This is a genomic window from Micromonospora sp. NPDC049175, from assembly GCF_043197345.1.
In the GTDB taxonomy this organism is placed as follows: Bacteria; Actinomycetota; Actinomycetes; order Mycobacteriales; family Micromonosporaceae; genus Micromonospora.
Map to the genome: position 1 here is coordinate 851,124 of NZ_JBICSY010000001.1, position 19,529 is coordinate 870,652.

Annotated in this window: 15 protein-coding genes; 2 read left to right on the top strand and 13 right to left on the bottom strand. The window is 71.0% G+C overall.

Annotated features, from left to right (window positions below):
- Positions 1-35: 35 nt before the first annotated feature.
- The 9 genes from ACGFH8_RS03475 to ACGFH8_RS03515 all read right to left on the bottom strand — a co-directional run bounded on the left by ACGFH8_RS03475 (position 36) and on the right by ACGFH8_RS03515 (position 12,316).
- A complete protein-coding gene (locus ACGFH8_RS03475; protein ID WP_393364472.1) occupies positions 36-2,303 on the bottom strand; it encodes a transglycosylase domain-containing protein in 2,268 nt (755 codons plus the stop codon).
- Positions 2,304-2,329: 26 nt separating this feature from the next.
- Positions 2,330-2,719 carry a hypothetical protein gene (locus ACGFH8_RS03480; RefSeq protein ID WP_393362760.1) on the bottom strand — a complete coding sequence of 130 codons (390 nt, stop codon included), beginning with the start codon at positions 2,717-2,719 and terminating at the stop codon, positions 2,330-2,332.
- Positions 2,716-5,442 (bottom strand): prenyltransferase/squalene oxidase repeat-containing protein, encoded by a 2,727-nt coding sequence (locus ACGFH8_RS03485; RefSeq protein ID WP_393362763.1) that lies wholly within the window; start codon positions 5,440-5,442, stop codon positions 2,716-2,718. Before ACGFH8_RS03485 ends, ACGFH8_RS03480 begins: the two co-directional genes overlap by 4 nt.
- A 56-nt stretch (positions 5,443-5,498) precedes the next feature.
- Positions 5,499-7,001, bottom strand: coding sequence for a class I SAM-dependent methyltransferase (locus ACGFH8_RS03490; RefSeq protein ID WP_393362766.1), 1,503 nt, complete (start codon positions 6,999-7,001; stop codon positions 5,499-5,501).
- 13 nt (positions 7,002-7,014) lie between these two features.
- Positions 7,015-8,013, bottom strand: coding sequence for an L-histidine N(alpha)-methyltransferase (locus ACGFH8_RS03495; protein WP_393362769.1), 999 nt, complete (start codon positions 8,011-8,013; stop codon positions 7,015-7,017).
- A 221-nt stretch (positions 8,014-8,234) separates the two neighbouring features.
- Positions 8,235-9,230 carry a hypothetical protein gene (locus ACGFH8_RS03500; RefSeq protein ID WP_393362772.1) on the bottom strand — a complete coding sequence of 332 codons (996 nt, stop codon included), beginning with the start codon at positions 9,228-9,230 and terminating at the stop codon, positions 8,235-8,237.
- A 512-nt stretch (positions 9,231-9,742) separates the two neighbouring features.
- Positions 9,743-10,546 (bottom strand): hypothetical protein, encoded by an 804-nt coding sequence (locus tag ACGFH8_RS03505; RefSeq protein ID WP_393362775.1) that lies wholly within the window; start codon positions 10,544-10,546, stop codon positions 9,743-9,745.
- Between the two features lie 184 nt (positions 10,547-10,730).
- The gene (locus ACGFH8_RS03510) at positions 10,731-11,837 is read right to left on the bottom strand and encodes an SPFH domain-containing protein (RefSeq protein WP_393362778.1); all 1,107 of its coding nucleotides are present in this window, start codon (positions 11,835-11,837) and stop codon (positions 10,731-10,733) included.
- A gap of 5 nt (positions 11,838-11,842) precedes the next feature.
- Entirely contained in the window at positions 11,843-12,316 is a 474-nt protein-coding gene (locus tag ACGFH8_RS03515; protein ID WP_393362781.1) for an NfeD family protein, read from the bottom strand.
- 106 nt (positions 12,317-12,422) lie between these two features.
- Between ACGFH8_RS03515 and ACGFH8_RS03520 the strand changes: the two genes are divergently transcribed.
- The gene (locus ACGFH8_RS03520) at positions 12,423-13,724 is read left to right on the top strand and encodes a serine hydrolase domain-containing protein (RefSeq protein ID WP_393362784.1); all 1,302 of its coding nucleotides are present in this window, start codon (positions 12,423-12,425) and stop codon (positions 13,722-13,724) included.
- Between the two features lie 70 nt (positions 13,725-13,794).
- Here the strand turns inward: ACGFH8_RS03520 and ACGFH8_RS03525 are convergent, their stop codons facing one another.
- Positions 13,795-14,607, bottom strand: coding sequence for a DUF3097 domain-containing protein (locus ACGFH8_RS03525; protein ID WP_393362787.1), 813 nt, complete (start codon positions 14,605-14,607; stop codon positions 13,795-13,797).
- Positions 14,608-15,133: 526 nt separating this feature from the next.
- Here ACGFH8_RS03525 and ACGFH8_RS03530 point away from each other — a divergent pair.
- Positions 15,134-15,928 (top strand): hypothetical protein, encoded by a 795-nt coding sequence (locus tag ACGFH8_RS03530; RefSeq protein WP_393362790.1) that lies wholly within the window; start codon positions 15,134-15,136, stop codon positions 15,926-15,928.
- Positions 15,929-16,829: 901 nt separating this feature from the next.
- Here the strand turns inward: ACGFH8_RS03530 and ACGFH8_RS03535 are convergent.
- The 3 genes from ACGFH8_RS03535 to fabI all read right to left on the bottom strand — a co-directional run bounded on the left by ACGFH8_RS03535 (position 16,830) and on the right by fabI (position 19,522).
- Positions 16,830-17,609, bottom strand: coding sequence for an HAD-IIA family hydrolase (locus ACGFH8_RS03535; protein WP_357558003.1), 780 nt, complete (start codon positions 17,607-17,609; stop codon positions 16,830-16,832).
- Positions 17,602-18,654, bottom strand: coding sequence for a ferrochelatase (locus ACGFH8_RS03540; protein ID WP_393362793.1), 1,053 nt, complete (start codon positions 18,652-18,654; stop codon positions 17,602-17,604). The genes ACGFH8_RS03535 and ACGFH8_RS03540 overlap by 8 nt, the downstream gene beginning before the upstream one ends.
- Before the next feature lie 100 nt (positions 18,655-18,754).
- The gene (gene fabI, locus ACGFH8_RS03545) at positions 18,755-19,522 is read right to left on the bottom strand and encodes an enoyl-ACP reductase FabI (RefSeq protein ID WP_357377064.1); all 768 of its coding nucleotides are present in this window, start codon (positions 19,520-19,522) and stop codon (positions 18,755-18,757) included.
- Between the last annotated feature and the right edge of the window lie 7 nt (positions 19,523-19,529).

Below are 19,529 nucleotides of genomic sequence, written 5' to 3' on the forward strand. Positions count from 1 at the left end.
CAACCGAAAGTGCAAGATCGCGGGGGCGGGCGGGGTCAGCCCCGGCGGTCGAGCCAGCGTTGCAGGGGCGAGCGGGGCTCCTCGGTGGCGGGCGGCTGTGGACGGTCCGGGACCGCGGGGCGCTGCACCGGGCGGTGCGCGTCACCGGCCAGCTCGTGGCTGGGCGCCACGAACGCCTTCTCCGGCTGTCCCTGCACGGCCGTGGCGATGACCCGGGCCACCGCGTCGATCACCTTGCCCTGCACGGCCGAGCCCACCGAGTCGGCCGGGTCGTCCGGGTTGGCGGCGATGCCGGCCACCGCGACCTGCGGGGTGAAACCGACGAACGTCTCCGTGGAGTTCTCCTCCGAGCTGCCCGTCTTACCGGCCACCGGCCGGCCGTCGAGGATGTCGTTCACCCCGGTGGCGGTGCCGCCGTTGCACTGCCCGAACGCCGACTGCTGGCCCACCGGACAGCGAGCCGCGTCGGTCGCGGCACGGGCGACGTCGGGGTCGAGGACGCGCTTGCAGGACGGCTGCCCGACCGGCACCTTCTCGCCGTTCGCCGCGGTCACCGAGACCACCGGCACCGGCGTGCAGTAGGTGCCCTCGGCGGCCACCGTGGCGTACGCGTTGGCCAGGTCAAGCGGGGTGGTGGCGGCCACGCCGAGGGTGAACGAACCCCAGTTCGCGGCGTTGCTCTTCGCGAAGGCGGCGTCCGAGTCGGCGCGGAACGTGATGCCGAGCCGCTGCGCCATCTCGACCACCTTGGCCTGGCCGACCTGCTCGGCCAACCAGACGAAGTAGGTGTTCACCGAGCGGCCGAAGCCGTCCCACATCATCCGGTACCCGTCCATCCAGTCCGGGTTGGCGTTCGCCGGGCACCAGTGGCCGTCGCAGCTACCCGGCCCCTCGGCGGCGTACCGGGTGGGTAGCTTGGCGGGCGCGTCGAAGCCGGTGGAGAGGGTACGGCCCGACTCCAGCGCAGCGAGCATGGTGAAGAGCTTGAACGTCGAACCCGCCTGGTACCCGTCGACGCTGGCCCCGCCGGAGATCAGCGGGTTGACGGTGTTCGGGTAGTTCGCCCGACCGGCCGGGTTGTCGGCCAGGCTGTAGTGCCTGTTGACCGCCATCGCCAACACCTGCCCGGTGCCCGGCTGGACCGCCGCGATCGGCAGTGCGCGCTTGTTGTCGTACGAGTAGACCTTTGTGGCCTGCTTCTGCGCGGTGGCCTGGATCTTCGGGTCCAGCGAGGTGACCACGGTGTAGCCCCCGGAGCGCAGGGCCTGCTCGCGCTCCGCGACTCCTGCCCCGAACGCCGGCTGGGTCAGCCACCACTGGCGCAGGTAGTCGCAGAAGAAGCCCCAGTCGTCGTGCCCCTGGGACACGGCGGTGCAGCCGTTGGGCTGGGCGGTGGCGTGCAGGGCCAGCGGCTCGGCCTTGGCCTGGGCGGCCTGCGCGGCGGTGATCGCGTTGGTGGCGACCATCGAGTCCAGCACGTACGACCGGCGGGTCAGCGCCTCGTCCTTGTCTCCGCTGATCGGGCTGTACGCGTCCGGGGACTGCACCAGGCCGGCGAGCAGGGCCGACTCGGCGAGGGTCAGCTGCGCCGGTGGCTTGCCGAAGTACCGCTGGCTGGCCGCCGCGACTCCGTACGCGCCGGAGCCGAAGTAGGCGATGTTCAGGTACCGGTCGAGGATCTCGTCCTTGCCGAGGCTCTTGTCCAGCGCGCTCGCGTACCGGATCTCCTGGATCTTGCGCCCGACGGTCGGGTCGGTGGCGGCGGCCCGCTCCTCGGCGGTGCGGGTGGGGTCGGTCTTCAGGACGTTGCGGACGTACTGCATGGTCAGCGTCGAGCCGCCCTGCTCGGTGCCGCCGCCCTTGACGTTCGCGACGAGCGCGCGGGCGAGGCCACGCAGGTCCGCCCCACCGTGGTCGTAGAAACGCCGGTCCTCGGCCGCCACGATCGCCTGCCGCATCACCGGGGCGATCTCCGACAACGGGACGTCGGTGCGGTTCACGTCGTAGAACGTGGTGATCAGCGTCTTACCGTCGTTGGCGTACAGGTACGAGCGCTGCGGGGTGGCCGGGGTCTTCAGCGAGGCCGGCAACGCGGCGTACGAGCCGAGCGCGGAGCGGGCGCCGAGCCCGAGCAGCAGGTTGCCCGGGAGCGCGGCGACGGCCAGGGCAAGCCCTGCCAACACGCCGGCGAGCAGCACGGTGAACAGCCGCGACAGCGGCGAGCGGGAGGCGGCCATGCTCCCCAGGATTGCCACGACATTCGGAAATCGGCCAGCCTGGGCGGCAATTGTCAGGCAATTCACCGACAACTGCGGCGGCGACCCGACCGTCAACCACCCAGTACGCCGCTCCAGCGGATGAAACCGGGCAACAGGAGCACGGCGCACACAAGCGCCAGAACCGTCATCGCCAACGGCAGCCGTGCCCGCCGCAACGCCCGCCGCAGGTACTCCTGCCGGATCTCCTGCTTCTCGGGCTCGCTGAAGTCACGGTCGATGTAGAGGTCGGCGTCGCGTTCGGCCGCCTGGAACAGGTGCGCCGCCCAGGTCAGGAAGCCGGCGGCGACCACCCAGAGCGCCGAATCCAGCGCGATCTTGCCGGTGGAGACGTCCGTGCCCGCGGGGCCGGTGGAGACGGACGTGAGCATGTTGATCCCGGCTCCGGCGAAGAGCCCGGCCAGGAAGTTCAGCGTGGACGGCGCGGGCACCGCGATGCTCACGAGGTCGGGTCCGATCCCGCGTCCGGCCACGGCAGGTCCGGCCAGGCGACGCCGCAGACCAGGCGACCGAGCGCGTCGATCTGCTCCAACAGCTCTCGGTCGGCGTGCTCGTCGAGCCGGCTGGTCAGCTCATTGACCTGAGCCCGGTAGGCCCGCTGCTCCGTGAGCACCTTCTCCACCGCCGGCGTCCGCATCGGCCCGTCGCGCTTGGCGAGCCGTTCGCGGATGGTCCCCTCGATCTGCTCGCACCCGCGCTGCCACGCACGCAGTTGAGGCCCGGACAGCGTCGCCCCGGCGGAGGACGACGCGACAGTGTGCGGCACCACGGGAACCTCCGTTGGCTCGGACGGCTCCAGCCGACCCTGGTTGATGACGTCGCCGAACAGTTTCAGGCTCTCCAACTGCACGATCCGCCACACGATGTCGGCGAGTTGGGCTGCCACGAACGGGATGCGCAACCGCTCCTCGGGCGCGGTGGACAGCAGCGTCGGGCTCCGCTGCTCGGTGACGATCCGCTGGAAGAGCGTCTTGAGGTGTTCCCGGGTGCCGTTGGCGGCTCCGGTGCAGAGCAGTGTCGACTCCAACGCCTGCGCCATGTCGATCTCCCGCCCCCGGGTGGTCCACTCCCCCTCCCGCCCCATCAGCCAGGCGTGCGCGGTCTCCATCTCCGGTCGCATCGGCACCCCGGCGCGCAGCAGGGCGCTGAGGCACATGGCGGTGGTGGCCTCGTCGCGGTTCCACGTGCCGGTGCCGCTGCGCCACCAGTTGTCGAACGACCCGCCCTCGGACACCTGCCGCAGGAGCCAGTTACAGGCATCCCGGACCACCGGGTGGTCCATGCGCAGGTTCGCCTGACACAGACCGAGGATCACCCGCGCGGTCACCCACGGCACCCGTGCCGGGTAGAAGTAGCCGTCCTCGTCCTGGGCCTCGCGGGCCACCTCGATCAGGCGGTCGATGCGTTCCTGATCCTGGTGGACGGCCGGAGCGGAGCCCTCGAAACCCAGCAGGAGACCGAGCACCCAGTTGCGGTACATCAGCCCGGTGTCCAGGTCGTCGGCGCGCATGCCGGCCAGGTGCGGCGCCGCGCCGAGGATCGCGTCCTCCTTCGCCATCGACTGCTGGATCTTCACGAAGTCCTGGTAGTCGGCGGTGACGTCGCCTGTGGGCTCGGGCAACCCGTGGTCAGGCGCGTCGTAGCTCCAGCGGGCCCGCACCACACCGGCGATCGTCCACCAGGAGTCGACGTGGTTGAGCTGGTTGAGCGCGCTCGCCGCGAAGACGGCGGCGCCGGAGTTGTCGCCCCAGGACGGGTCCACGGTGCTGCGTTTGCGCATCGTACGGCCGAGCCGGATCAGCGTTTCCCAGGTGCTCAGCAGGTGCAGCGTGTCGGTCCGCGCCGCGTCCGGTGAGACCAACTGGTCGAGCCGGCTCAGCGTCGCCTTCATCAGGCGCTCCCCGCCGCGCTGCAGGTGCAGCCACACGTTGTGCTGGGGGCTCTTCCACCGGCTGTCGGCGTTCCAGTGCCGGCGGGCATGGTTCATCACCAGTTGCGCCCGGCGGCGGGAGCCGATCAGGTAGGCGCCGTCGACCTGGTAGATGAGACCGTCGTCGCGCAACCGCTCGAGCGCCTGCCGCAACGGGCCCGCCTCCCGGGCGGCCATCTGCAACTCCAGCACGCCCAGGCAGGCCACGCGGTAGAGCACCTCGCGCTGGTCGTCGCTTGTCACCTGCCGGGTGTAGTACGCCTCCAGGTCCGCCTCGGTGGGCACCGCGCCGCGCTGTCCGTAGAGGTCGATGGCTGTCAACGCGAGGTGCACGTCGTCCTGCGCCAGGCGCCGGATCGTCGGCCAGTGCGCCTCGTCGATGCCACTGTCGACGAGCAGTTGGCCGACCAACGGCCGGCCCTCGGCGAGGACCTGACGCAGCTCGCGGGTGGGTTCGCCACCGGCGAGGTTGGGGCCCGCCACCTTGTAGCTCGTCGCGAGCACCTGCACCTCGAGCCCGAAGTCCGAGCGCAGCCGGGTCACACAGTCGAACAGCTCGTTGAGCACCAGCGGGTTCGCGTGCAGGTTTTCCAGGACGACAAGGTAACGGCCGGTACGACTACGCTCCTGCTCCAGCAGGGCCAGCACGATCGACTCCGGACCGTCCGCCGGGTCGGCGAGGTTGAGCCACACGACGCCGTCGTCGGCGCGCCGCTTGTCGGCGATGTTGGCCACCAATGCGGACTTGCCGCAGCCGTGCTCGCCGATTACCACCACGTCCCGACCGGCCTCGAGCTGCCGTTCCACCTGTGTGGAGCTGTCGGTCAGCCGGTCCAGTCGGGCGTAGTATTCCATCGCCTCGACCGAGGGCGGCTCGGCGTGCCCGACCCGCCGGGGCCGCCAGCCGGAGCCGAACGGATCCTTCTGCAGGGCGTACGCCACAAGCACCAACGGCGTGACACCGTGCGCGCCGTCGCCGGTGGTCGTGGCCCGGACGATCTTCTCGGCGATCCGCACCTCGGTGGGTTGGCCCATCGCCTCCACCCGCACGACAAGCTCGTGCCCCACGCCGTCACGGAACTCCGTCGTCGCGCTGAGCACCCGCAACGCGGCGGGCCGCTCGTCGAGCAGGGCCGTCTGGGTGGTGAGGTCCTTGTGGGCCGCGGTGAGCAACTCGTACGCGCCCGGGTCGGAACCGAGAGCGTTGACGGCCAACCAGGGCGAATAGTCGGGCACCGACCCCCCCTTCGGCGATCACCGTGGGTCAACCAGGACACCACGACATGTTGATGCTAACCGCCAGTCCTCCCGCTGTCGCAGGGCAGGTCCACGCGCAGTTGGAGGTACTGGGTCCGGACCAACTCCCCGTTGACGGATTTTACGTCCGAAGCGGACACTCGGAAACCGCCGCGGTCGAACGCGGCCCGCACCTCGTCGGCGTCACCGAGGTCGTGGCTGGCCATCCGCGTCGCGTACCGGCGGGCGGCGCCGGCGAGCTCGTCGAGCTCCACGGAGAGCAGCCCACGCCAACCGGCGGCCCGCTCGCGGAACCGCAGCTCGAAGTCGTCGACGAGATCCGACACCCGGTGGCGACCGTCCTGCTCCTCGTCATCCTTCGGCCACTCGTTGCCCGGGTGCAGCCGGACGGTGGTGATCACCGAGCCGCCCGGATTCAGCAACGCGGACCAACTGCCGATCACCGCGTCCGCGGAGGCGCGGTTGAACCGGGTCAGGAACGCGTCGGCCAACACCAGGTCGAACCGGCCGCCCTCGACGATCCGGGCTACCGCGTCGGGGCAGGTCACGTCGGCCTGGTGCACCTCGACCCGGGCGCCGATCTGCTTGGCGTACCAGCCGCAGGCCAGTAGCGGTGTCTGACACATGTCGAGCACGTGCACGTCCAGGTCGGGGGGAATGCCCCCGATCGCCGACCGCACCGCCTCCAGGAGGAAGGCGAGGATCGTGTAGTCGGCGGTGCCGCTGATCAGCACCCGGCGCGCGCCCCGGCGGACCGCCTCGGCCAGTTGACGGGCGTAGAACTCCGCGTGCCACTGCGGGCTGCTGACCATGTCGAACAGGCGCAGGTACTGCCACGACTGGTGGTACCAGGAGCAGTTGCTCTTGTCCAGGTGGGACGGCCCGCAGGACATCGGCGCCATCGCGTACACCATGTTCGCCGACTGGAGCAGCCAGCGGGTGAGCTCGGGGCCGGGCTCGCGCGGCCGGCCCCGGTCGGGGAGGCAGGACCGGCTCATCAGACGATCCCAGAGCAGGCGGGCCCGGGTCACCTCCTCGGAGTGGCCACTGACCACCCAGGACGCCAGACCGTCCCCGCCCACCTCCTGCCGGACCACCACCTGGCCATCGATCAGCCACATGTCGGTCATCGGCACCAACGGGAGGTCGCCGGCGATGAAGATGGGCACCATCACCGCGTCCAGATCGTGCTCACGGTCCTCGGCCAACTGTTCGTCGATCTCCCCCGTGCCCACGTCCTCCCCCGGCACGAGGTACATGCGGCGCACCGTCACGCGCCGCGCCAACTGACGGAACAGCGCCCGGGAGAACGGATCGGCGGGACGACCAGCAGTGGTGTACGGGACGATCTGACACAGCTCGTCGTGCACCCCGGCGACCAGCCCCTGCACCAACTCGTCCATCGCCGCGTCGGGCAGCCGGACACAGTTCGGGTCGGTCCCCTCGTAGGAGGCCCGATAGAAGAGGCTGGCCCGACGCGCCCGGTCGATCAGGTCGACGGGCGAAACCCGGTCAGGCGCCCCCTTTCGCTCGGTCATGTCCGCCACTCCCTCACCCTCGCGACGCCGTGATCACCAAATGGTGGCTCCCCGACGCCAACGCGGCGTGCCGGATGCGCCAACCTGCGTCCCGAACGGCGGCAATGACGTCGGGATAGCTGAACCTGCGGGACTGGAAGCAGCGGATGCGGTGACCCGCCGGCAGCCGTGTGCCGTCCAGGACACCCGGCCGTCGCAGCACCGCCTCGCCGGTCACCGCCCCGTCCCGCCAGCGCAGCACGAAATCCAGGTCGACCTCGGGCAGGCCGGCGGCGAGCAGCGGCTCCAGGGCCGCGCTGCGGAACTCCGGGCAGCGGTACGGCGCCAGCACCGTCTCCGCCGGCTCGTCCGGCCGGCCCACCACCACGCTCAGCACCAGCACGTCGCGGGGGCGCAGGGAGGCACGGATGTTGGCCAGGGCCGTGGTGGGGCATTCCAGGTTGCCGAGGGTGTGCCCGAGCAGGCAGGCGACCACCGGCTCAGGCCCCGGCCGCCACCGCTCGACACCCTGGGAGGCGCCGGACTCGATGTCCCACACGTGGGAGTCAACGCTCATCTGGCCACCCGCGAAGTGGGCCAACCGGTGACAGGCGATGGCGAGCAGGGTGGCGCTGAAGTCCAACGCGAGGTAGCGCCGGCAGGGGTGGCCGAGACTTGTCAGCCGGTTGAGGAAGGCGCTGCTGCGCTTGCCGTTGCCCGGGCCGATCTCGGCGACGGCCAGCGCGCCGGCCGTCAGCGTCTGCGCGGCCAGCAGCGCTTCGGCTTCGTGGCGGGCGGAGGCGAGCATGCTCAGGTAGTCGTCGGTGCGGGCGTAGGCGTCGTGGGTGTGTGCGGCGCTCCCGGCGTACGCGAACTTGAGGGGCAGCCGGCCGGCGTGGATGGCCGCCAGCGCGGCGCGGCGGTGCCGCTCACACTCGAAGTGTGGTGACCGGCAGCGAGTCGCGTCACCCGTCGGACCTGATTGCGCTCGTAGGTTGGCACCCGTGCCCGCCTCGCCGATCGTCTCTGTCACAACGTCCTCCGACGAAGTCAGAGCTACCGTCGACCTGATGGTAGGGCAATGACGTAGAACAATGGCTTTATTACCGTCGAGTACTTTCGCGATCTGTAAGCACAGCACCTCTTCCGGCAGAACTAGCAGACATAAAGACCCACTAACACTGGCCATCAGACTGCATTATCCGACCGAACGGCCACCTCGGTCACCGGCGTGTGAAATCGTCGCGGGCCGGCTCAGTCCGACCGACCGCTGCGGTTGCGCAACTGCTGGACGGCGGCGCGGGCCGCCGTGGTGAACGTCGGCGCGGTGAACTGGTGCCGTTGCCAGTCGCCGTGCAGCCCACCGATGTCGTCCACCCCCTCCTCCACCAGCAGCACCATGTACTTGCTGAAGGCGAGGGCGGCGCCTTTCTCCTCGATCAACCAGGCGCTGGTCGCGAACTTCTCTCCGGGCTCGGCGAATTGCCGGGACCGGGTCATCAACGAGACGAAGAACTCGCACTCCCGAATCCGGTTGAGCACCGCCATTCCCACGTACCCGTCCGCGGCCCGACCGGTGATCACGGTAAAACCGTTGTCCTCCAACAATCCGCTGAGGCCGCGGACGTACCCGTCCTCCTCCTTGAACCGGTACGACAGGAAAACGCTGTTGCTGGCGACCTTCGGCCGTACCAGGCCCGGGTCGGGTCGGACGTGTTCCAGGATCCGGGCCTGATCCACGTCGTCGACAAGCCGACCCAATTCGTCGTCGCCGCTGCTGGTCGCCCGGTCGCGCACCTCGCCGATGAGCCGGTCCGCGTTGGATTTGCTGGTGGCGAGCAGCCGGAACGCCTGGCAGTTGGTCAGGACGGCGTCGGCCTCGTCCGCCAGCATGTCGGGTGGAGTTCGCTTGTCGAGCGTGAAGGCATCCCGGAGGCGGCTCCGGTCGCCGTGGTAGAACGCCGCCGCCTGCTCCTCCACGCGCGCCAGGTCGACGTAGAGCACCACGGCCGCCCCCTCGCCCGACCGGGACAGCGCGAACCTGCCGGCCTGCACCAGATCGGTGCTGAGTGGATCGACGACGATCACGTCGAATGTGCCCGTGCCCGCCTCACGAACGGCGTCGGCCAGACTTCCGACCGCCACCACCCGCTCCACCAGAGTGCTGGAGGTCAGTTCCTGGTAGAGCCGCCCCGCGGCGGCGTCGTCACTATCGCAGAGCAGCACGGTCAATCGGGGAAACGCAGCCACGATATTGCTCCAGGAATGTCGACATCGCCGTGAATTGAGCACCAATGGTGGCACGGCTCATCGACTGGGTCACCTCCACGTTGCGTCCTTCGACAATGACCAAACGGACCCGTACCACGCCGTTGGGACGGGGCGGCATGGGCTGTGTGCTTTCCGGAGCCACACGCCCGGGCCCTGGGTGGATCCCCGCCCGGCGGAGTCGGCGTCACGACGAACGGACCGGCGCTCGGCCGCCGCCACGGCGCGATCCGGTCCGCCCAGCCCTGCCCCCACCAGCGACGACGCCCACCGCACGTCGACTGAATTGTCGTCCGCGGCGAACGCGCCAGCCACCTCGCCGCTGTCGAGGATTGACGACAGCGGCGTCGACAATGGCTGACATGGCCGGCGCCGGCAACAGCCAGGCGTCAAGGATCCGACAGTTCGAAGAACGCCATTCTCCGCTATCGGGCTGCGAACAAAGTAGTTCCGGCTTATGCGCCAGCCGTCGTGGCGGAGTTTCGCGGCGCCAATCAGGCGGCGGAAATAGGCCCGCCCGGGGCGGCGGGCGGCGGGGCCGGGGTGGAGAGGCTGGCGCTGGCCGCGTCGCGGGCGGTTTCCCGGGGCATCAGGCGGCCGGAGCGATAGCCGATACCGATGCCGGCGATCAGCACGAAGATCGCCCCGAACGTCTGGAGCGAACCGATGAGCGCGCCGCCCAGGCCGAGAAGGGGCGCGGCGATGATCAGCATGACGCCGTCGCCGAGGCTGAAGGTGCCCGAACGGGCCACCGCCCACCCGGTGAGGAACCATCCCACGCTGTAGAACGTCGCGCCGAGCAGCACGAGCGCCCGCGCGGTGGTCCCGAAGACCGGCGTCTGCTCGGCGAGCCCGGCGAAGGGCAGCATCAGCACGGTGCCGGCGATGCTGACCAGCAGCCCGGCGGCGGCCACCCGGCGGCTGCGGGTCGCCGCCAGCAGCCCGGTGAGGGCCAGCAGCGCGAGCAGGCCCAGCCAGACCGCGGCCACCCAACCGATCAGGTACACCGCCCGGCCGTCGGCCGGATAGGGGTCGTTGCCCACCCCACCGTCACTGGCCATCGCCACCGCGCCGTAGAGGATGGCGTACGCGGGCAGCAGCCACACGGCCGCCCGCGCGAACCGGCGTACCGACCAGGCCCAACTGGCGTTCGTGGCCGGGCCGCCCGGGGTTGGCTCGTCGACGAACGGCAGTACGCCGAACCCGCCACCGGTGCTGCGGGAGCCCAGCGGGGCGACCGGGTCGTGCGCGCCGGGCACCGGGGCCGAGGACCACATCCGATTCGCCGGATCCTTCATGCGTCACCTCGCTCGTCCGCGAGTGGTGCGGAACGCGCCGGGGCGCCCCGATTGCCTGGTCACCACCCGTCCTAGGACCGATCGTGGCAGGCCTCGGAGCGCCCCATGAGTCTTTCTCGCATTAAGGCCGGGAGTCGACGCCTCGGTCGAGGCGTCGACACACCCTGTCGTGCCGGCGTACCGGTCAGCCGCGCTCGCGCTGGTCGGCCGGGTCCTCGGTCAGGCTGGCCGGAGACACCGGCTCCGGCGCGGGCAGCCCCTGCGGCTTGTTGCCGCCGGTGGCCTGGGCCTCGGCGACGCGTACCTCGTCGTGGATCTGCTGGGCGGCGTCCGCCGCGGCCTGCGCCGCCTCCGCGGCCTCCTGCTCGACCCGGCTCGCGTGTTCGGCCGCCTCCGGCGCGGGAAGATCCCCCACCATCTGGCTCAACCCGCCGAGCGCGCCACCCATCCCCTCGAGCGCCTTGGTCAGCTCGGCCGGGACGATCCAGACCTTGTTGGCGCTGCCCTGGGCGATCTGCGGCAGGGCCTGCAGGTATTGGTAGGCGAGCACCTTCTGGCTCGGGTTCGCCTGGTGGATCGCGTCAAAGACCGTCCGGATCGCCTTCGCCTGACCCTCGGCCTGCAGGATCCGCGCCTGCCGGTCACCGTCGGCCCGCAGCACCGCCGACTGCTTGTCACCCTCGGCGGTGAGGATCACCGACTGCTTGTGGCCCTCGGCGGTGAGGATCGCCGCGCGACGGTCCCGCTCGGCGCGCATCTGCTTCTCCATCGAGTCACGGATGCTCGCCGGCGGCTCGATCGCCTTGATCTCCACCCGGGTCACCTTGATGCCCCACCGGCCGGTGGTCTCGTCCAGCACCCCGGAGAGGTGCCGGTTGATCTCGTCCCGGCTGGTCAACGCGCGCTCCAGGTCCAACGAGCCGATCACGTTACGCAGCGTGGTGACGGTCAGCTGCTCGATGGCCTGGAGGAAGCTGGAGATCTCGTAGGTCGCCCGGACCGAGTCGACCACCTTGAAGTAGAGGACCGTGTCGATCGAGACCACCAGGTTGTCCGAGGTGATCACCGGCTGCGGCGGGAAGCTGACCACCTGCTCCCGCATGTCGACCTTCGTACGCACCGCGTCGATGAACGGCACCAGCAGGTTGAGGCCGGGGCTGAGGGTGCGCTTGTACTTGCCGAGCCGTTCCACCACGTCCTGGCGCTGCTGCGGCACGATCCGCACCGCCTTCGCCAGCGTTATCACGGCGATCAACGCCACCGCGATCACCAGCACCCCGATTAAGGTCATCCCGTTCACCCTCTCGCTTCCGGCAGCTCGCCGGCGGAAGAAATATCGTCCTGCCACACCAGGGCTGTCGCGCCCCGGACTTTGATCACCCGCACCCGTTGACCGGGGTCGAACGTCTGCGTCGTGTCGTACGAGCGGGCACTCCACAGCTCACCGTCGATCTTGACGAGGCCCTGGTCCGCGTCCACCCGCTCCAGCACCAGCGCCGTGGAACCCTCGATCGCCTCCAGGCCGAACGGCTGCTCGCCGCTCTCCAGCGACGACCGCTGGTGCCGTCGGAGGGCCGGCCGGGCAACCAACAGACTCAGCGCCGACACCACCGCGAAGACAAGCGCCTGCACCGCTACCGGCGCGCCCAGGGCGGCGGCGCCGCCAGCGGCGAACGCGCCAGCCGCGAACATGATCAGAAATAGAGTCGTCGTGAAGATCTCGGCGACGGCCAGCAGCACACCCAATACGATCCACACCACCGCGTCCACACCACGATCGTGACACGTATATGCACGCGCGGCCTCCCCAGGAAGATCAGTAGGCTCGACGCGGCCCGTTTTCGACAAAGATCCGGGCCCGACCGAGGAGGTCCCGTTGACCCTGCTGCCCGAGACCACCCGCCGGATCGACGCCCAGGTCGCCCAGGCGCAGCTCGACTGTCGTACCCCGGCACTGGTGCTGGGCGTGGTCTGCGACGGCGCGCTGGTGCACCTGGCCAGCGCCGGCGAACACCCCCGCCCGGACGCCGACCTCCAGTACCGGTTGGGCTCGATCAGCAAGACGATGACCGCGACCCTGATCATGCAACTGCGCGACGCCGGCCGCCTCGCCGTCGACGACGAGCTGGAAGAACACCTGCCGGGCACCGGCGTCGGTCAGCTCACCCTGCGCCAGATGCTCGGGCACGCCAGCGGCATGCAGCGCGAACCCGAGGGCGACTGGTGGGAACGGGCCGCGGGCACCGACCTGACCACGCTGCTCGCCGGCGTGAGCGCTGGCAAGATCGCCTACCCCCCACACACGACGTACCACTACTCCAACCTGGCGTACGGGCTGCTCGGCGGGGTGCTCGAACGACTCACCGGGAAGCCCTGGGTCGACCTGCTCCACGAGCGGATCCTTGGCCCGCTGGGCCTGCGCCGCACCACCTACGCGGCCACCGAGCCGTTCGCCCGGGGCTACGTCGTCCACCCCTGGCACGGCACCCTGCGCGAGGAGCCGCGTACCGACACCGGCGCGATGGCCCCCGCCGGGCAGCTCTGGTCGACGGTCGAAGAGTTGGGCCGGTGGGCAGCGTTCCTGGCCGACCCCGACCCGTCGGTGCTGGCCGCCGGGACGATCACCGAGATGTGCGCGCCCGTGGCGATCACCGACCCCGACTCCTGGACCGGCGGGCACGGCCTGGGGCTGGAGCTCTACCGGGACGGCGAGCGCGTGTACGTCGGGCACGGCGGCTCGATGCCCGGGTACGTGGCGACCCTGATGGTGCACCGCCCCACCCGTACCGCCGTGGTCGGCTTCGCCAACTCCTACGGCTTCCCCATCACCGGGCTCGGCCGTCGGCTGCTGACCACAGTGCTGGACGCCGAGCCGGCGCTCCCGCAGCCGTGGCTGCCGGCCACCGCCGCGCCCGCCCCCGAACTGGCCGAGCTGACCGGCCGCTGGTGGTGGATGGGCACCTCGCTGGACCTGAGCTGGGACGCCGGTGACCTGGTGGCCCACGTACGCGGTGAGCGGGTGAGCCGGTTCGGCGCCGAGGGGACGGACCGCTGGCGGGGACGATCCGGCCCGGAGAACGGCGAGATCCTGTCGGTGCTGCGCGACGAGAGCGGACGGGCGGTCGCGGTCGACATCGCCACGTTCGTCTTCACGCGCAGCCCCGACGAGGTCCCCTGACCCACCACCGGAAGGATCCGGCGCTCAGGGAGCCACGGATCCGGCGGTCAGGCGGCTTCGGATCCGGCGCTCAGGGGGCTTCGGTGACGAAGTCGATGAGGCGTTCCATGGCGTTGATCAGGGGCGTCTCGACGTCGGCGAAGCTGTTGACCCGGGACAGGATGTGCCGCCACATGTCGGCCGGCTCGGCGACCCCGAGAGCCGCGCAGACGCCCTCCTTCCACGGTCGCCCCGGCGGCACGACCGGCCACGCGGCGATACCCAGCGCCGCCGGTTTGACCGCCTGCCACACGTCCACGTACGGATGGCCGGTCACCAGCACGTACGGCGAGTTGACCCGGGCCACGATCCGGCTTTCCTTGCTGCCCGGCACGAGGTGGTCTACGAGGACCCCGAGCCGTCGGGTCGGGCCGGGGCCGAAGTCGCGTACCTCGGCGTCGAGGGCGTCGATGCCGTCCAGCGGCTCCACGACGACGCCCTCGATCCGCAGGTCGTCGCCCCAGATCCGCTCGACCAGCGCCGCGTCGTGGATGCCCTCCACCCAGATCCGGCTCGCCTTGGCGACCTGGGCGCGGACGTTGTCGACCGCCACCGAACCGGACGCGGTCCGTCGACGGGCCGCCGGTACCGGCGCGCGGGCGGGACGGCGCAATGTCACCGGGCTGCCGTCGAGCAGGAACGCCGCCGGCAGCAACGGAAAGTTGCGCCGTCGGCCATGCCGGTCCTCCAGCACGACCGCGCCGGCCTCGAAGCCCACCACCGCCCCGCAGAACCCGGAGTCGGCGTCCTCGACCACGAGATCCGGTTCGGCGTCCACCTCGGGGGTGACCTTCCGCCGCCGCCAGTCCCCCGCCAACACGTCCTCGCCGTATCGCCCCGCCATGGTGGATCACGTTAACCCCCCGACCTCCGCCCGACCCCCCGACACACCCCACCTCGCCCCACACCCGCCCGCCCAACCCGCGAACTCGCCGGCCCGCAAGCCCGCCCGCGCCGCGCCGGCATCGCCGCCTGCGTCCCGCTGGCATCGACCGCCCGCGTCCCGCCTACGTCGAGCCTGCGCCCGCCCGCGTCGACCGCCCCCGTCGACCGCGTGCGTCCCGCTGGCATCGACCGCCTGTGTCGATCAAGCAGTCGTGGTGCCCCATGAAACAGCCGAAAAGGCACCTACCGCCCACCACAACTCCATGATCGTCTGGGTTGGGGGTGCCAGGGGCCGCAGGAGTGCGGGGGTGCGGGGGTGGCGGGAGCGCGAGTGGGGTGGCGGGAGCGCGAGTGGGGTGGCGGGAGGCGGACAGGAGGGCGGGTGGGGTGGGCGGGGATTCGGGCTAACGGGGCAGTTCGGGGCAGGCCGGGCGGTCGGAGCGGCAGTCGAGACAGGGCCGGTCAGGACCACGTACCCTTTCGGCATGTCCACCCCCGCAACGGGCGCGGCCACACTCACGCCGCGCCGGTCGAGCCGGTTCGTTGCCTGGGTGCGCGCGTGGCGCGCCGGGTTGGTGCCGTACGACGAGGTCGCTGACGCCATCGCCGGCGACGAGGAACATCTCGTCGCGGACGCCCCCGGCACCTGGACCGACGTCCCGCTGGGCGCCGCGCTGCCCACCCTGGCCAAACTCTCCCCGGACGACATCCGTCTGGTGCTGCCCGCTCCGGGCGACCCGCGGGGGCTGCCCGGTCCGGGCGACTTCGCCGGCGCGGCGTTGGTCACGGGCGAGGCGGTGGTCGCCGGAGGGCTCGGTCTGATCCCCCAGGTGCGCACGCACACCTCTGGTTCTGGGGACTGTTTCGAGACGGTGCTCTGGCGGGTCTACCCGTTGCCGGCAAACGCGCCCGCCGCCTCACTCTCGCTGCCCGGCGCCGCCGAGGCGGAGGCCGAGTTGGCCGCCGCGCTGGCCGAGACGACCGCCGCGCTGACCCGACTCGACGTGGCCCAGTGGCGACCCGAGTTGGCCGGTGCGCTGGCCGCCCTGCGCCGCCCGGACGGCACCACCGACCTGCCGCCCGGCTTCGACCCCCGAGCCCGCCGACTCTTCGCCCGTGCCGCGGTGCTCGACCGGGTGCTCGCGCTGGCCGGGCACGCCGCGCCCGGCGGCGCGATCAACAACTACGAGGCCCAGCAGCGCGACGCTGCTCTGCGCCCCCTCACCACGGCCTGCCGCCAGGCACTCGTGGCCGCCTGCAACGCCCCCCTGCGCCCCTGACGGAGCCCCGCCCCGCTCACGCCACGCCGGGCACGCCACACCCGCCGGGCACGCCACACCAGGCCGGGCACGGCCCCACGCCAGGCACGCCACACCCGCCGGGCACGCCACACCAGGCCGGGCACGGCCCCACGCCACGCCACGCCACGCCACGCCACGCCACGCCACGCCACGCCGGCCATGATCGTGCTCGAACCAGGATGTAGTGGCCTCCCGTGGGCGGAGGACCACTACATCCTGGTCAGCGCCGTCGCGTTAGGGCGAGGGGTTGTTCGTCAATGGGCACTGTCTCGCCTTTCATGCTGTTGTGCCGGGGTGGTCTTGTTCTTCGACCCAGGTTGATCGGCCAGGGGTGCGCGGGGTGCCGGTCGACGGGGCAGGCTCTGCGTGTCCGGGGGGTGGTCGGGGGTCCTTTGCTCTGCACCCGCGGGTGCGACGGCTACGGTCTGTGACCGGCGCCTATTGGGGTGCAGAGCAAAGGACGGGCGACTCGTGCACCTTGCCCGAGGGGCGGTTGGTGATCGAGGTCGTGCCTGGCCGGCGCAGCGCCACCGTAACCACGTTGAGATCCAGGACAACACCGTTGCTGTTGGCGGAACCGCTGCTCGTCAACCGCGCCGCGTCGCCGGTCACGACGTTGTGGCATGCGGCAGGGCGCCCATAAAGCCCCCAAGCCCGGCACCAGGATGAGGTGATTGCCGGGTCCGGACTGCCTCCGCTCCGCGATCTTGCACTTTCTGTCCCGACACAAGGTGCATATCACCTATATGGACAACCGAAACTGCAAGATCGCGCGACGACCGCCAGCACCGCCCACGCCACGCCACGCGACGCCACGCCACGCCACGCCACGCGACGTCACGACGAAGCGAGCCCTGGGACGCGCCGCTGGACTCGGCGGTCAGATCTCGTCGAGCAGGTCCGCGACCGAGTTGATGATCCGGGACGGGCGGTACGGGTAGCGCTCCGCCTCGGTGCGGCTGCTGATTCCGGTGAGCACCAGGATGGTCTCCAACCCGGCCTCCAGGCCGCAGAGGATGTCGGTGTCCATCCGGTCGCCGATCATCGCGGTGCTCTCCGAGTGCGCGTTTATCGTGTTGAGCGCCGAGCGCATCATCATCGGGTTGGGCTTGCCGACGAAGTAGGGCTCCACACCGGTCGCCTTGGAGATCATCGCGGCGACGGAGCCGGCGGCCGGCAGCGCGCCCTCCACGGACGGGCCGGTCACGTCGGGGTTGGTGCAGATGAATCGGGCCCCGTCGTTGATCAGGCGGACCGCCTTGGTGATCGCCTCGAAGCTGTAGGTGCGGGTCTCACCGAGCACCACGTAGTCCGGGGCGAAGTCGGTGAGCACGTAGCCGACCGCGTGCAGCGCGGTGGTCAGCCCGGCCTCACCGATGACGTACGCGGTGCCGCCCGGCCGCTGGTCGGCGAGGAACTGGCCGGTGGCCAGCGCGGACGACCAGATCGACTCCTCCGGCACGTCCAGCCCCATCCGGCTCAGGCGGGCCGTCAGGTCGCGCGGGGTGTAGATCGAGTTGTTGGTCAACACCAGGAACGGCTTGCCGGAGGAGCGCATCCGGTTGATGAACTCCGGTGCCCCGGGCACCGGCTGGCCCTCGTGCACCAGCACGCCGTCCATGTCGGTCAGCCAACTCTGCACGGGCTTGCGGTCATGCATCGGTGCCCCCAGCAGGTGTCGGACGGCGGGTCGGTACGCAGCAGACGGTCGGGCAGCTGTCCCACATCGGCAGCTCGCCCAGGCGACGGCGGAGCTGCGCGCCGTCCGGGTCGGTCCGCTCGGTGATCAGCTCCCGCACCATGGTGACGAAGCGCGGGTCGGTGCCGGGGGTGGCGGCCCGGACGAAGTCCAGCCCGAGCTGCTTGGCCGTCTCCAGCGCCTCGGTGTCCAGGTCCCAGACGACCTCGAGGTGATCGGAGACGAACCCGATCGGGCTGACCACGACCGCTGTGGTGCCGCCCTGCGCGAGGGCGGTCAGGTGGTCGTTGATGTCCGGCTCCAGCCACGGCATCTGTGGTGGGCCGGAGCGGCTCTGCCAGACCAGGTCGTACGCGAGGTCGGGGGCGGCGGCCGCGGCCACGAGCCGGGCGGTCTCGTGCAGTTGCGCCTCGTACCGGCCGCCGTGCGGGCCGGCGTTCGCCGCCATCGAGGTGGGGATGGAGTGGGCGGTGAAGACCAGCCGGGTGGTGTCCCGCCGCGCCGGGTCGAGTTGGCTCAGCGCCGCCCGGACCGCGTCGGCGTGTGGGTCGACGAAGCCGGGGTGGTCCCAGAACTGGCGCAGCTTCTCGATCACCGGGGCGTCCGGGCCGACCGCGGCCCGCGCGGCGGCGATGTCCTCCTGGTACTGCCGGCAGGACGAGTAGCCGCCGTACGCGCTGGTGACGAAGGCCAGGGCCCGGGTGACGCCGTCGTCGCGCATCTGGGTCACGGTGTCGGCGAGCATCGGGTCCCAGTTGCGGTTGCCCCAGTAGACGGGCAGGTCGACGCCGTGCGCGGCGAGGTCGGCGCGGATCGCGGCCAACAACTCGCGGTTCTGCTGGTTGATCGGGGAGACCCCGCCGAAGTGCTGGTAGTGCTCGGCGACCTCGGCCAGCCGCTCGGGCGGCACGCCTCGACCCCGGGTGACGTTCTGCAGGAAGGGCATCACGTCCTCGGGCCGCTCGGGCCCGCCGAAGGACACCAGCACCACCGCGTCGTACGACATGGGGACATTCTTGCCGGTCGGCCGGGAGCACCCGGCGACGCCCCCTGCTCCGGCCGCGTGGGTCACGTCGGCGGCGGCCGGGGGCGTCGTCGGGGGAGCGTCAGGAGCCGATGGCGTGGTAGCCGCCGTCGACGTGGACGATCTCGCCGGTGGTGGCCGGGAACCAGTCGGAGAGCAGCGCCAGGCAGGCCCGCGCGGCGGGCTCCTGGTCGGTGAGGTTCCAGCCCAGCGGGGCCCGCTCGGCCCAGACCTCCTCGAACTGGTCGAAGCCGGGGATCGACTTCGCGGCGATGGTGCGCAGCGGCCCGGCGGCCACCAGGTTGCTACGGATGCCCTGCTTGCCCAGGTGCATGGCGAGGTAGCGGGACGCGGACTCCAGGCCGGCCTTGGCCACGCCCATCCAGTCGTAGACCGGCCACGCCTTCGTCGCGTCGAAGGTCAGGCCGACCACCGCGCCGCCGGGCGACATCAGCGGCAGCGCCGCCATGGCCAGCGACTTGTACGAGAAGGTGGAGACGTGCAGGGCGGTGGCCACGTCCTCCCAGGGGGCGTCGAGGAAGCCGCCGCCGAGGCAGCTCTGCGGGGCGAAGCCGATCGAGTGCACGACACCGTCGAGGCCGTCGACGTGCTCGCGTACGCGGTCGGCGAGGCCGGCCAGGTGCTCGGTGTTGGTGACGTCCACCTCGATGACCGGGGCGGGCTCGGGCAGCCGCTTGGCGATCCGCTCGACCAGGGAGAGCCGGCCGTAGCCGGTGAGCACGACCTGCGCGCCGTTCTCCTGGGCGAGCTTCGCCACCGAGAAGGCGATCGAGGCGTCGGTGATGACACCGGTGACGAGCAGCCGCTTACCGGCGAGCAGTCCGGACATCGCTGAT